Here is a 13061-nt window from a genome sequence, read left to right as displayed (position 1 = left end):
AAATTGAGCGTGCCTGATACAGAGGAAATTATCAATTTAACGCAAAAATACCTCATTCCTACTTATAATCGGCAGGCGGTTGTCTTTGAGCGGGGGCAGGGATGCCGGCTGTGGGATACTGAAGGCAGAAAATACCTGGATTTTGTGAGCGGCCTGGGGGTAAACAGCCTGGGATATGGCTATCCGTCGGTGGTCAAGGCTATTCAGGAGCAGGCGGAAAAGCTGCTTCATGTATCCAACCTGTTCACCATTTCCCAGCAGGCCAGACTGGCGCAGATGATTGTCCGGCAGGCATTCAGCGGCAAAATGTTTTTCTGCAACAGCGGAGCCGAAGCAAACGAGGCGGCCATCAAGCTGGCCCGGATCTATGCCAGGAAAGAGCGGGGTATAGAGCAGGGTGAGATCATTACCGCTTATCGCTCCTTTCACGGACGGACTATGGCCACTCTTACCGCCACCGGCCAGGAGAAGGTTCAAAAGGGCTTCGAGCCGCTTCTTTCCGGTTTCAGGCATGTCCCCTTCAATGATCTGGCAGCGGTCAGGGAGGCGGCGAATGATGCGACCATTGCCGTGATGATCGAGCCGATCCAGGGAGAGGGCGGTGTCCATGTCGGCACAATCGAATATCTCGCCGGTCTTCGGGATTTTTGCACCCGGCAGGGGATTTTGCTGATTCTCGATGAGGTCCAGACCGGCATTGGCCGGACCGGACGGTTTTTCTGCCATCAGCATGCAGACCTTGAGCCGGACATTGTGAGCATGGCCAAAGCCCTGGGCTCTGGAGTGCCGATCGGGGCAATCCTGGCCAGGGATGAGGTAGCCCGGGCTTTTGTTCCCGGAAGTCATGCCACCACGTTTGGCGGTAATCCACTCTCCTGTGCAGCAGGCATAGCCACGGTTTCAGCCATTGTGGAGGACGGGATCCTGGAGAATTGCCAAAAAGCGGGGAACCACCTGAGTGAGGGTATCAAGGGCCTTCAGCGAAAGTATCCCTTCATCAAAGAAGTGCGGGGAAAAGGGCTCCTGTGGGGAATGGAGCTGGATAGAGATGGAAGCCGGATTGTCCGCACTTGCCTTGAAAAGGGCCTGATCATTAATTGCACCATGGGTAATGTCCTTCGCTTTCTGCCTCCTCTCGTTATCAGCCGGGAAGAGATTGATGAAGGGCTTGCTGTCCTGGATGCGGTACTCTCTCAGGCAGATAATGTCAGTCAATAACAGCTTGGGAATCGACTCATGAACAAAGACCTATTGAGTATGAAAGATCTCAACCGTGAGGATTTTGAGAGTCTCCTTGCCTTAAGCTTTGACTTGAAGCTCAAGCGGAAGAAGCAGCAGGACATCAACTTTGCACCGCTGAAGGGGAAAACCCTGGCCATGATTTTTCAAAAATCCTCCACCCGGACGCGCATCTCGTTTGAGGTGGGCATGATTCACCTGGGAGGATATGCTCTCTACCTGAATGCCAATGACCTGCAAATAGGCAGGGGAGAGCCGGTCATGGATACGGCGCGCATTCTTTCCGGCTATGTCGATGCTGTCCTGGTCCGGACCTTTCAGCAGCAGGAAATCGAAGAGCTTGCCCGCTATGCGACTATTCCGGTTATTAATGGGCTGACCGACAAATTCCATCCCTGCCAGATTCTGAGCGATCTATTTACCATAAAGGAAAAAATCGGAAGCTTCAGCGATCTCAAGATTGCCTACATCGGAGATGGCAATAATGTCGCCAATTCCTGGATCCAGGCGGCAGCACTGCTGAATCTTCACCTCTGGATTGCCTGCCCGGCCGGATATGAGCCTGACCCCGAAGTGATCAGGGAAGCCGATGTCTCGCAGGGCATAGCCAAAAAGCGGATCGTGATTACCCATGATCCGCAGGAAGCGGCCCATCAGGCAGATGTCCTGTACACGGATGTCTGGGTCAGTATGGGGCAGGAAGCGGAAAAGGAAGAGCGAAGGCGGGCTTTTGATGGCTATCAAATCAACCGGGCCCTGGTGAAGAAAGCCCGGAAAGATGTCCTGGTCATGCACTGCCTGCCAGCCCACCGCGGAGAGGAAATCACGGAAGATGTGCTGGAGGGCAGAAATTCAATCGTTTTTGACCAGGCAGAGAATCGCCTTTACCTGCAGCAGGCTGTCCTGCTCAAGCTCCTGGCGGGTGCATCCCTGGGAAGCACACCAGAAAAAAACCGAAAAAACCATTTATGAGTGTGAGGATTGATAAACCCTATGAGCAGCAAAATCGATAAGGTTGTTTTGGCCTATTCAGGCGGATTGGATACTTCGGTCATCATCAGGTGGCTGATCGATAAATACCAGACAGAAGTCATTGCCCTGGTTGCAGATCTTGGGCAGGAAGAGGATGTTGGCAAAATTCGTGACAAGGGCATCCAGATCGGAGCTTCAAAAGTTTATGTGGAGGATTTGCGTGAGGAATTTCTCACCCGCTACTGTTTCCCGGCCCTGTGGGCCAATGCAGTCTATGAGGGGAAGTACCCTCTGGCTACCGCTTTGGGCCGTCCCCTGATTGCCGAAAAACTCGTCGAGGTTGCCAGGCGGGAGGGAGCCAGGGCCGTGGTGCATGGCTCAACCGGCAAGGGAAATGATCAGGTGCGGTTCGATGTTTCGATTATGGCCCTTGACAGCCGTCTTGAAATCATCGCTCCGGTGCGGGGATGGGAGTTCAAATCGCGTGAAGAGGAAATTCAGTACGCCAAGGAGCATGGCATCCCGGTACCGGCCACTAAAGAGAAACCCTACAGCATTGACATGAATCTGTGGGGCGTCAGCATCGAATGCGGGGTATTGGAAGACCCCTGGGTCGAGCCTCCCGAAGATGCCTATCTCATCACCCAATCCCTGTCAAAGGCCCCGTCTGCTCCACGGTATCTGGAATTGACCTTCGACCACGGAACGCCAATAGCCATTGACGGCCAGACCTTCAGTCCGGTGGAACTGGTGAAGCAGCTCAACAGGATCGGAGGAGAATACGGCATCGGCAGATACGACATGGTGGAAAACCGCCTGGTAGGCATCAAATCCCGCGAGATCTATGAGGCCCCGGCAGCTACCATTCTTCTTGCTGCCCATAAAGAACTGGAGTCTTTGGTCCTTGACCGGGAAACCATGCACTTCAAGGAGGGAATAGCCACCCGGTATGCGGAAATTGTCTACTATGGCCTGTGGCATTCCGAGCTCCGGCGGGCCCTGGATGCTTTTTCAAAGGTCCTGCAGGAGCTGGTCAGCGGCCAGGTCCGGATGAGGCTGCTCCCCGGACAGTGCACCTGCGTGGGAAGAAAATCCCCCTTTTCCCTCTATAGTGAAGACCTTGCCACCTACACCCAGAAAGATATCTTCGATCACCGGGGCGGTGAATATTTCTGCAAACTCTGGGGATTACCCCTGAAGCTGGCTGCTCAGGTCAAGGCTGAAGGTGATTGATAAAGGGGTGGAATAACTTCAGATGAAAGAGTTAGAATTCAAGAAAGAACCAGCCTTCGTTGATCGCGAAAGAGAGATGGGAGAGCTGAAGAATTATCTGGAAACCCGGCCCGAAGCCATTCTTTTCCTCTATGGCTCCAAGTCCTCCGGCAAGACTACCCTTCTCTACCGGCTGTGTGCTGAGATGGAGAAAGAGAGCCGCTACGAGATCAAGTTCCTTAACCTGCGGGAAATTTTCCTGGAAAACTACGACGACTTCCTGAAGGTTTTCTTCAAGGCAGGAGAAGAGGTGAGTGGTCTTACGGTTGGCACCAGACGAAAATACAGCCTGGTTGGCCTTTTCCATCTCGATGCTTTTACCGAGAAGGTGCTGAAAAAAAAGGAAGAAGACCCCTTCCTGGTAATGAAAAAGGAACTCTCCTCCCTGGTTAAAAAGGGTAAGCAGCCGGTAATCATCATCGACGAATTCCATAAATTGAGGGAAGTATACATGGCCAATGGTCAGCGCAGGCTGATTGATGAGTTGATGAATTTCTTTGTGGCCATGACCAAGGAAAATCACCTCTGCCAGGTGATCATTGCCTCCTCTGATGCCTTCTTCATTGAGGAAGTCTATGTGGACAGCACGCTCCGTAAAACCAGTGAATTCCTGAAACTCGACTACTTTGATCGTGAGCAGGTAAATGAGTGGCTCAATAACCTTGAGCGCTACAGCGCTATCAGAGACTATACGCTCAGTCAGGATGAGATTGAGATTATCTGGGACACGGTGGGAGGCAGCCCTTGGGAGATCCAATCTATTCTTGGCCAGCTCTTTCAAAAATCTCTGACCGAGGTAGTAGCCAGGCTCAGGCGTGAGCGGGTGGCTACGATTGTGGACATTATCCGGCGGGACCGTGAACGGCGAGAGCCGCTGCTCAGGATGTTCAGGGAGAAGCCCGCAGTACGGGCAAGCGAGCTTATGGATGCCCCAGCCGAGGTCCTGGGACAATTGGTCCATGATAATATCCTTTACTACGACCCGGTGGATGGCCTCTACGGACTGCAAGGCCGAAGCATGGAGCTGGGAGTCAGGGAATACTTCGAGCAGGTGTAAGCAAGGGGCATTTGGGCGAAGTGCAGGCCGCATGTCTTGAAGGAGGGGGCAGATTACTCAGGCGGTGCTGCTCTGTTATATTGGATCGCTCTTATTGCATTTTGAACGCGCTTCCAGCCATCGGGTAAACGAAAGCTGGCTTTCGCCGGAAGGCTTTCCTAACAATACATCCTCAACGCTAATGTCTTCATCAAGATCAGGCCAGTGGATACCCTCTCCCTCCCCTATAAGATGCCAGTTATTCCGCTCCTCTGGCTGACCATGAAAAAGACGGGGATACCAGGCAAGGGGTACTGAGATGGTGCGTCCATCAGTAAGGTCAATAGTTATAGTGTCTTGGGTAACACTAATATACTGTGCTCTCGCAGCCTGTATTTCAGCCGTTAAAATATTCATTCCATCTCCTCAATAAAAGCTCTCTGTTTTCCTCAGTGAGCTTTTGTATCCCGTTGATTTCGTTTCTGCTGAAGCCCCTACTATGCTGAAGTCTGATAGGATTAAGCCAGAATTTGGCCGTATTACTATCACGCTCAACGTGCACGTGGCATGGCTCATCACGGTCACCAGCATAACAGAAAAATCTGTACGGGCCGATTTGTAATAGGGTCGGCAGGTTGTATATAAATCTATCGGTTCTCTTGGAAAATTTTGTCAAAATTTTATTCGCTCATATCAGGAACCAAAATCCCACCCGGCGTGAAAACCCTGGGTCGTCCGGGCTGGGCTCAGGAGCACGCATCGGGGTGGTGAAGTCCTCCACCACATCTGTGGCCCCTACTGGCGGAGTACCTGATTAGACGTTATTTCCTTCTAACGACGTTAAATCTTCAACTCCTGCCATATCAGCCAGCATTTTTGTGTAATTCCTCAATACAGTCTGAAGCTCTGCCAAATCCCGTCTGAATTCTTTGCACTTCTCTTTTTCATTGAATGCACCCTGAACAGCAAGCCGGTGCCATTTCGCTGTAAATGGTCTAATCTTTTGATTCAAGACAACAATTGCTATTTTTGCAAATTCAATGCAATGTCTCCCATTTCTCTTGATTGTTTCTCTCGTTAATCCAAACAGAGAATAAATGCTATTCAGGGCCGTCAATTCATTACCATGCTCTTCCGGAAGTCTCTGGGTGGCAATTCGTGTCAGCAACTCGATATACAGCTCCCATGCCGCATTTTTATCCTCGTCCTTTGGCTGCCATTCCATTTCCAAAAATGGTGCTGTCAGTTTGAGGGATGTCATATCCCAGTTTTCGAGCCACTTTTTCCACTGCATTATTTTCACCTCCTATAAAAACAGGGGTATCAGTATCCTTTTTACCCTTTCCGGCTCTCGCCTCCTGAGCTTTGCATGATCAGGGATTCGATTTCATGGAAGCTCGCGGCTGTTTTGATGCCTTCTTTAATCTTCTCCAACTGCTCGATCGAGTCTATCTGATCAATCCGCCCGGAGAGCCGCAAACCATCCTCGCCAAACTTTAATTCCAGCCCCAGGGCAACAGCCTCGAGCAGCCCCTGCCTTAATCCCTTCTGCATGCCCTTCTGCATGCCCTGCTGAATCCCTTCCTGAATTCCTTGTTGAATCCCTTCCTGAATTCCCCGTTGTCTGCCTATTCTCTCGGCGGTAGTCACATAAGCCATCTTCTTTTCCTCCTCATAAGCTTCGATTTGTTCGTGAAACCGGAGGGCGAGTCCTTCCGGCAGTACCATCAGCCAATCAATAAATCGATATAGATTTAAGATATCCTGCCTGCTGTATCCTTTCTCATAGAGCATCTTGACCAGCCTCAATTTCCAGGATAGTCCGCTCATCATATCCTTTTTAGTCTCAAGGCTGCGAAGATGAGCCAGGACAATGATACCAAAAGGGTTAGTGCTGGCCTCAAGTTCTTTAATCCTTGCCCGGTAATCCACCAATTTCACCAGGGGAAAATCAAACAGAAGTCAGTAGAAACTCCCTCTCCTCCTTCCGGAGTAGTTCCTTCCCGAACAAGATCATTGCTCTCATCACTCTGCATACGCTCTACTCTCCATACATTTTCGTCACTCTCCGTAGGGCATTTATTCCTCGCGGCCTCTACCATGAAAGATAACGCATTCAGGAAACGATTGCAAGAGGGGTTGATGGCAGGGTAGTAATGATGAGAATAAACGAAAATCAATCCATTAATTGACGACTCTACATTTCCATCATTTTTGCCTTGTACTCACTCAGGTATTTTATTAAAATGGAGGTGCACTTAACAGGGAATTACCCATAATAAAGAGCAAATATAAAGGGCCATATCTCCAATGTCACATCCACCTCAGGAACCAAAATCCTCATCATCAGGCAAGCCCTGGTCCGGGCGGTTTCAGGAGTCCACGCACCGGGCGGTGGAAGCCTTTACCGTGTCCGTGACCTACGATCAGCGCCTTTACAGTTACGACATCCAGGGAAGCATAGCCCATTGCCGGATGCTGGAGCACGTAGGCCTGATTAGGCCGGAAGAGTCACAGAAAATCCAAAGCGGCCTTCAGGAAATCAGGGCCGAGATCGAAGAGGGGAAATTCTCCTTTCGTCCGGAACTGGAAGACATTCACATGAACATTGAAAGCCGCCTCCTGGAAAAAATCGGGCCGGTTGGCGGAAAGCTGCATACGGCCAGGAGCCGCAACGATCAGGTGCTGCTCGATCTTCGCCTTTACCTGCGCGAAGAGATCAGGCAGTTGATCGAGGCAGCATCAGGCCTCCAGGCGGTCCTGGTATCCAGGGCCCGCGAGTGGCTTGGGGTCATTCTGCCGGGCTATACTCATTTGCAGCGGGCGCAGCCGGTTTTATTCTCCCATCATCTGCTTGCCTATTTCGAGATGCTGGAGCGCGACAAAGCACGGCTGCGGGATTGCCGGAAGCGGGTGAATGTCTGCCCCCTGGGGGCAGGTGCCCTGGCGGGCAGCACACTGCCGATTGACCGGCAGTTTGTGGCCCAGGCCCTCGATTTTCCGGCTATCACCAGAAACAGCCTTGATACGGTAAGTGACCGGGATTTTTGCATAGAATTTCTCTCCTGTGCATCCCTCCTGGCCATGCACTTCAGCCGTATGAGTGAAGAGCTGATCCTCTGGTCCACGGCGGAATTTTCCTTTGTGGACCTGCCGGATGCCTTTTGCACGGGGAGCAGCCTGATGCCCCAGAAAAAGAATCCGGATGTGCCGGAGCTGGTCCGGGGAAAGACCGGCCGCATTTATGGCCATCTGATGGGGCTTTTGACCCTGCTCAAATCCCTGCCCCTGACCTATAACCGGGACCTTCAGGAGGATAAAGAGGCTGTCTTCGATACCGTGGACACGGTAAAAGCGATCTTTTCGGTTATCACTCCCTTATGGGAGAACCTGTCGGTCCGGCCGGAAAGCATGCTGCGGGCAGCCGGCGATGAATTGATGCTGTCCACGGATCTGGCTGATTATCTGGTGCGTCGGGGTGTTCCTTTCCGCGAGGCACATCATATCATCGGACAGGCAGTGGCGTATTGTCTGAAGCAGCAGCGGAAATTTTCAGAATTGTCTCTGGCTGAATGGCAGCAATTTTCCTCTTTCTTTACCGAAGATGTGGCTGAGGCTTTGAGTCTGCAAGCCTCGGTCGAGGCTAAAAAGTCCCTGGGCGGCACTGCCGCAAGCCGGGTCAGGGAAGCACTGGAGCAGGCAGAGAGGGTATTGCAGGATGAGAAGCTTTCGTAAGGATTGCCTGGGTGGATTGTTCATCGTGCTTCTGGTGCTCTCGTGCGCTTCCTGTGGGAAAAAGGGGCCGCTCAAGCCCCGGTATCCTGAAGCCAACGAAAGTCAGTCAGCAGCCATTGCGGCTTTCAGAGCAATAAAATATAAAGTGAGGTTATCGTGAATTACTTTCAGTATATTAACAATGAACTCTATGCTGAAGGGCTGCCGGTCCGGGAGATTATCGATCGGGTAGGCACTCCTGTTTACATCTATAGTTACCAGACCCTGGAGCGGCATTTCAAGGCCTACGATTCTGCCTTTGGTGATATCGATCACCTGATCTGTTTTGCGGTCAAGGCCAATTCCAATCTGGCGATCCTGAACCTTCTCGGCAAACTGGGTGCCGGTGCGGACATTGTTTCCGGAGGAGAATTGCACCGTGCCCTTAAAGCGGGTATTGCGCCGGAGAAAATTGTCTATGCCGGTGTTGGCAAGATGCGACAGGAAATGGAATCCGCCCTTCGATCCAATATTCTGATGTTCAATGTGGAGTCCTGGCCGGAGCTGGAATTTCTGGATCAGGTGGCAGGAGAGCTTGGGGTGAAAGCTCCCGTAGCCTGGCGGGTCAATCCGGACATTGCCGCCGATACTCATCCCTATATCTCCACGGGCCTTCGGCGCGAAAAATTCGGCCTTGACATTCATCAGGCTCTTGAAGAATATAAACGGGCCAGGTCGCTGAAAAACATCGATCTTGCCGGTATCCATGTACATATCGGCTCTCAGATTACTCAGGTTACTCCCTTTGTGGACAGCCTGGTCAAGGTCATTGATCTGATCGGAAAGCTCGATGCTGAGGGGATCGGTATCCGCTGCATCGATATCGGCGGAGGACTGGGAATCACCTACCGGGACGAGGTTCCCCCATCACCGCAGGAATTTTTGCAGGCCATCTCTCCGGTTATTGACGGGCTTGGGGTCAAGATCATATCGGAGCCGGGCCGGGTGATTGTCGGTAATGCCGGTATCCTGGTCACCCAGGTGCTGTACGTGAAGAGGAAAGATGACAAGAATTTCCTGATCGTGGATGCAGGGATGAACGACCTGATCCGCCCCAGTCTCTACAAGGCTTATCACGAGATACTGCCGGTCCGCAGGGAAGATCGGCCGAAAATGGTGGCTGATGTGGTCGGGCCGATCTGTGAATCCGGGGACTTTCTGGCCCGGGATCGCGAGCTGCCCGAACTTTTCGCCGGTGAGCTGATGTCGGTCATGAGTGCCGGGGCTTATGGCTTTGCCATGTCCAGCAACTATAATTCCCGGCCCCGGGTGCCGGAAGTGCTGGTCAAAGGGGATCAATCGTATATCATCCGGGAGCGGGAAACCTATGATGATCTGACCCGCAAAGAAGTGGTTCCCGCCTGGTAGCGGAGAAGGAACAAAGGCTGATGAAGGAACAAAGGCTATGACGAAAACGCTGCGGTTTTTTAAAATGAGTGCCTGCGGGAACGATTTTATCCTGATTGACAACCGGCAAAACCTGCTGGATAATGCCGGGGCTTCGGAGTTTGTGCAGAAAGTCTGCCGCAGACGGATTGCTCTGGGTGCGGATGGAGTGATTTTTCTGCGCCCGTCTCAGGCAGCAGATTTTGGCATGGGGTTTTTCAATGCTGATGGCCGGGAGGTTGAAATGTGCGGCAACGGTGCCCGCTGTCTGGCCCGTTTTGCCTATCTGAATGGCGTATGCCCTGCCCGGATGACCTTTGAAACCCAGGCAGGCATGATCGAGGCTGAAGTGGATGGCCCCCAGGTAAAGCTGAAGATGGATTATGTTTTAAACCCTGCACCGCCATTCCCGCTCAGGGTGAATGGAGAGGATCGTCAGGTATTCTTCCTGAAAGCCGGAGTCCCTCATGCCGTTTACCTGGTGGAGGACCTGGAGCAGGAAGACGTGATCGGCGTGGGACGGGCAACCCGGTATCATGCCCATTTTCAGCCCCAGGGAACCAATGCAAACTTTATCCAGGTGATTGGCCCCCGGGAAATTGCCATCCGGACCTACGAGCGGGGTGTGGAGGATGAAACCCTGGCCTGCGGCACCGGCTCCATTGCCTCAAGCATTATCTGTGCCTCCCTTGGCAAGGTGGCTTCGCCCGTATCCGTCGTGACCAGAAGCGGCTGCGTATTGAAGGTATATTATAAGCAGACAGCCGGTGAATTTGGCAATATCTACTTGCAGGGCGAAGCCCGCGTTATTGCTGAAGGGAACCTCTGGCTTGAGGAATTGAGCATTGAGCAATAAGCTGCGAAATTACACTGCTCAATATACAAAAATTGACTCCGGTTATATGGGGCAACTGGTTGAGTGGCCAGAAATCGTTACTGAAGGGAAAGACATCGAAGATTGTCGGGTACTGGTACAGGATACTCTCAACGAGATGATTTTAGCTTACCAGCAACAGGCGAAGAAAATACCGTTAGGCAAAGGTTCAGGCAAAGGTTTTAAGAGAAAAAACAAGTAGGATATAAACAAAGACGATCAGGAGGAAAAAAGATGTTAAGTGGATCAATGGTGGCTATCGTGACTCCCTTTCTGAAAGGGGCTGTGGATGAGAAAGGATTGCAGGAACTGGTAGCCTTTCAGATTGAAAAGGGAACCTCAGCCATTATCCCCTGTGGTACGACAGGAGAATCAGCCACCCTGAGTCATGAGGAACACAGCCAGGTGGTGGCGCTGACTATCGAGGCGGCTCATAGAAGAGTCCCGGTTATTGCCGGTACCGGCTCCAACAGCACGGAAGAGGCCATTCAGTTGACCCGCAAGGCCAAGGCAGCCGGGGCGGATGCAGCCCTGCTGATTACGCCCTATTATAACAAGCCCACCCAGGAAGGATTGTACCGGCACTACAAGGCGGTGGCTGAAGCTGTCGACCTGCCGCTTATTCTGTACAATGTACCTGGCCGGACCAGTGTGAACCTTGAGCCGAAAACCGTGGAGAGGCTGTCCCAGATAAAAAATATTGTCGGTATCAAGGAAGCCAGCGGCTCTCTGGCCCAGGTCACGGAAATCATCCAGCGATGCGGAGATAAAATGGTCGTCCTGTCCGGTGACGATGCCCTGACCCTGCCCATTTTAGCCGTGGGCGGCAAAGGGGTAATCTCCGTGGCGGCCAATATTATTCCGGATCGAATGGCCGATCTGGTAAATTCCTTCCTCAAGGGAGACTGTGCACGGGCACGGGATTTGAACCTCTCTCTCTATCCGCTCTTTCAGGCCCTCTTTTATGAGACCAACCCGATCCCGGTCAAGACAGCTCTCTGGCTGATGGGGATGATCCGGGAAGAATTCCGGCTGCCGCTCTGCTCCATGTCCGAATGGAACCTGAGTAAACTGAAAGAGGTGCTGATTAAATATCAATTGCTGCCGGGAGGACAGGAATAAAAGTATTATCTGGAGGAAAGACAGTATGATATTTGGTGGGGCGAAAGCCCCGCCCTGCACAGTTGCTTGCCGGGTGTATCATGATAACGCAGGAGCAAATAGATGAAATCACCAATAAGATTGTGGAAAATTTCCACCCGCAAAAAATAATTCTCTTTGGCTCCTACGCCTATGGAACACCTACAGAGGAAAGTGATTTGGATCTTCTGATAATCAAAGACAGCGACTTGCCCGCCCGTCTGCAAAACCACATGGTGAGGAAATTACTTGCTGATTCATTAATTCCGGTGGATGTAATCGTGAAAACCCCTCATGAATTTGAGGTATACAAAGACATTATCGGTACTGTTATTTACCCGGCGCATAAATTCGGAAAAGTCCTTTATGAAAAGGGACAAAACCATTAAAGATCTACTCAACAAGGAGAAAGGAGCATGGTTAAAGCTCTGGTTTGCGGTGCAGCGGGCCGGATGGGAGGTTTGATTATCCGGGCAATTCATGATACGGAAGGGATCGGGCTGGCTGGGGCCCTGGAGCAGCCTGGGCATAAATCAGTGGGACAGGATGCCGGAGCAGTGGCCGGAGTTGGCCCTCTCCAGGTCACAATCAGCGACCGGCTGGAAGAAATTATCGGCCCAGCGGAGGTGATTATTGACTTCACTTCGCCTGAATCAACGAGAAACATGGTCCTGGCAGCCCAGAAGCATCGAAAGCCGATGGTCATCGGGACTACTGCCCTGCCGGAGGATGTGCTGGCCGAAATCAGGAAACTGGCCGGGCATGTTCCGGTGGTCCAGTCTCCGAATATGAGCGTAGGGGTGAATTTATTATTCACTGTACTGCCTCAGATTGCTCAGGTTTTAGGTGAAAGTTACGATATAGAAATCATGGAAACCCATCACCGGTTGAAAAAGGATGCCCCCAGCGGCACAGCGATGAAGATGGCTCAGGTTCTGGCCAAGGCGCGAAACCTCGATCTTGCCAAAGCAGCCCGGTATGGCCGGGAGGGTCTGCCGGGTGAGAGAACCAGCGGAGAAATCGGTATCCATGCGGTGCGGGCTGGCGATATCGTGGGAGAGCATACGGTGCTGTTTGCCGGAGACGGCGAGCGGATCGAGATCACCCACCGGGCCCACAGCCGCCAGACCTTTGCCTATGGCGCAGTCAGGGCAGCCCTGTTTGTAGCCGGGCAGCCTGCCGGGCTCTATGATATGAAGGACGTTTTAGCGATGAATACCGTATAAGGATACTATTTAAGGATACTATCTCACTACCGGACACATTTTCATAATCGTGCCTCAAATGCATAATAAAATAGTACCGGGATAGGTAATTCATAATCCAAGAGGTGATCGAGTAATCGTAAGCCAAGTTGAAAGAGACTCA

16 protein-coding genes are annotated in these 13061 nt (G+C 51.9%); 12 read left to right on the top strand and 4 right to left on the bottom strand.

The genetic code is table 11. The annotated features are described in order from the left end of the window. Positions 1–9 precede the first annotated feature (9 nt). Genes AB1611_00080 through AB1611_00065 form a run of 4 tightly spaced genes read left to right on the top strand, consistent with a single transcriptional unit; the run spans position 10 to position 4540 of the window. Complete coding sequence (locus tag AB1611_00080) at positions 10–1218, top strand: acetylornithine transaminase (protein MEW6377981.1); 1209 nt, start codon at positions 10–12, stop codon at positions 1216–1218. 18 nt (positions 1219–1236) lie between these two features. Beyond that, positions 1237–2211 (top strand): ornithine carbamoyltransferase, encoded by a 975-nt coding sequence (gene argF, locus AB1611_00075; protein MEW6377980.1) that lies wholly within the window; start codon positions 1237–1239, stop codon positions 2209–2211. 21 nt (positions 2212–2232) lie between these two features. Next, entirely contained in the window at positions 2233–3444 is a 1212-nt protein-coding gene (locus tag AB1611_00070; protein MEW6377979.1) for an argininosuccinate synthase, read from the top strand. Positions 3445–3466: 22 nt separating this feature from the next. Next, a complete protein-coding gene (locus tag AB1611_00065) occupies positions 3467–4540 on the top strand; it encodes an ATP-binding protein (protein ID MEW6377978.1) in 1074 nt (357 codons plus the stop codon). Between the two features lie 75 nt (positions 4541–4615). Here AB1611_00065 and AB1611_00060 read toward each other — a convergent pair whose 3' ends face one another. The 4 genes from AB1611_00060 to AB1611_00045 form a co-directional block, all read right to left on the bottom strand. Continuing rightward, entirely contained in the window at positions 4616–4936 is a 321-nt protein-coding gene (locus AB1611_00060; protein ID MEW6377977.1) for a DUF2442 domain-containing protein, read from the bottom strand. Next, positions 4917–5081: a DUF4160 domain-containing protein gene (locus AB1611_00055; protein ID MEW6377976.1), complete on the bottom strand. Its 165-nt coding sequence runs from the start codon at positions 5079–5081 to the stop codon at positions 4917–4919. Before AB1611_00055 ends, AB1611_00060 begins: the two co-directional genes overlap by 20 nt. A 252-nt stretch (positions 5082–5333) precedes the next feature. Beyond that, a complete protein-coding gene (locus AB1611_00050; protein MEW6377975.1) occupies positions 5334–5813 on the bottom strand; it encodes a hypothetical protein in 480 nt (159 codons plus the stop codon). Between the two features lie 41 nt (positions 5814–5854). Continuing rightward, the gene (locus AB1611_00045; protein MEW6377974.1) at positions 5855–6460 is read right to left on the bottom strand and encodes a hypothetical protein; all 606 of its coding nucleotides are present in this window, start codon (positions 6458–6460) and stop codon (positions 5855–5857) included. 369 nt (positions 6461–6829) lie between these two features. On the opposite strand from AB1611_00045, the gene argH reads away from it, so the two are divergent. From argH to dapB, 8 genes are all read left to right on the top strand, one after another. After that, entirely contained in the window at positions 6830–8254 is a 1425-nt protein-coding gene (gene argH, locus AB1611_00040) for an argininosuccinate lyase (protein MEW6377973.1), read from the top strand. After that, a complete protein-coding gene (locus tag AB1611_00035; protein MEW6377972.1) occupies positions 8238–8414 on the top strand; it encodes a hypothetical protein in 177 nt (58 codons plus the stop codon). Before argH ends, AB1611_00035 begins: the two co-directional genes overlap by 17 nt. Beyond that, positions 8411–9661, top strand: a complete 1251-nt coding sequence (gene lysA, locus AB1611_00030; GenBank protein ID MEW6377971.1) for a diaminopimelate decarboxylase — start codon at positions 8411–8413, stop codon at positions 9659–9661. The genes AB1611_00035 and lysA overlap by 4 nt, the downstream gene beginning before the upstream one ends. Positions 9662–9698: 37 nt before the next feature. Continuing rightward, complete coding sequence (gene dapF / locus AB1611_00025; GenBank protein ID MEW6377970.1) at positions 9699–10535, top strand: diaminopimelate epimerase; 837 nt, start codon at positions 9699–9701, stop codon at positions 10533–10535. Between the two features lie 46 nt (positions 10536–10581). Continuing rightward, entirely contained in the window at positions 10582–10755 is a 174-nt protein-coding gene (locus tag AB1611_00020) for a type II toxin-antitoxin system HicB family antitoxin (GenBank protein ID MEW6377969.1), read from the top strand. 32 nt (positions 10756–10787) lie between these two features. After that, positions 10788–11675, top strand: coding sequence for a 4-hydroxy-tetrahydrodipicolinate synthase (gene dapA / locus AB1611_00015; protein ID MEW6377968.1), 888 nt, complete (start codon positions 10788–10790; stop codon positions 11673–11675). An 80-nt stretch (positions 11676–11755) separates the two neighbouring features. After that, complete coding sequence (locus AB1611_00010; GenBank protein ID MEW6377967.1) at positions 11756–12082, top strand: nucleotidyltransferase domain-containing protein; 327 nt, start codon at positions 11756–11758, stop codon at positions 12080–12082. Between the two features lie 27 nt (positions 12083–12109). After that, positions 12110–12919 carry a 4-hydroxy-tetrahydrodipicolinate reductase gene (gene dapB / locus AB1611_00005; protein ID MEW6377966.1) on the top strand — a complete coding sequence of 270 codons (810 nt, stop codon included), beginning with the start codon at positions 12110–12112 and terminating at the stop codon, positions 12917–12919. Positions 12920–13061: the final 142 nt, after the last annotated feature.

The organism is bacterium (assembly GCA_040755755.1).
In the GTDB taxonomy this organism is placed as follows: domain Bacteria; phylum SZUA-182; class SZUA-182; order DTGQ01; family DTGQ01; genus DTGQ01.
This window is presented reverse-complemented; position numbering and strand designations above follow the sequence as displayed.

Excerpts from the sequence above, each read along its gene's own strand:
- AB1611_00065 (MEW6377978.1), top strand. The coding sequence starts at position 3,467 with ATGAAAGAGTTAGAATTCAAGAAAGAACCAGCCTTCGTTGATCGCGAA.
- dapF (MEW6377970.1), top strand. The coding sequence starts at position 9,699 with ATGACGAAAACGCTGCGGTTTTTTAAAATGAGTGCCTGCGGGAACGAT.
- argF (MEW6377980.1), top strand. The coding sequence starts at position 1,237 with ATGAACAAAGACCTATTGAGTATGAAAGATCTCAACCGTGAGGATTTT.
- AB1611_00050 (MEW6377975.1), bottom strand. The coding sequence starts at position 5,813 with ATGCAGTGGAAAAAGTGGCTCGAAAACTGGGATATGACATCCCTCAAA.
- AB1611_00020 (MEW6377969.1), top strand. The coding sequence starts at position 10,582 with ATGGGGCAACTGGTTGAGTGGCCAGAAATCGTTACTGAAGGGAAAGAC.
- AB1611_00035 (MEW6377972.1), top strand. The coding sequence starts at position 8,238 with ATGAGAAGCTTTCGTAAGGATTGCCTGGGTGGATTGTTCATCGTGCTT.
- dapA (MEW6377968.1), top strand. The coding sequence starts at position 10,788 with ATGTTAAGTGGATCAATGGTGGCTATCGTGACTCCCTTTCTGAAAGGG.
- AB1611_00010 (MEW6377967.1), top strand. The coding sequence starts at position 11,756 with ATGATAACGCAGGAGCAAATAGATGAAATCACCAATAAGATTGTGGAA.
- argH (MEW6377973.1), top strand. The coding sequence starts at position 6,830 with ATGTCACATCCACCTCAGGAACCAAAATCCTCATCATCAGGCAAGCCC.
- dapB (MEW6377966.1), top strand. The coding sequence starts at position 12,110 with ATGGTTAAAGCTCTGGTTTGCGGTGCAGCGGGCCGGATGGGAGGTTTG.
- AB1611_00060 (MEW6377977.1), bottom strand. The coding sequence starts at position 4,936 with ATGAATATTTTAACGGCTGAAATACAGGCTGCGAGAGCACAGTATATT.
- AB1611_00070 (MEW6377979.1), top strand. The coding sequence starts at position 2,233 with ATGAGCAGCAAAATCGATAAGGTTGTTTTGGCCTATTCAGGCGGATTG.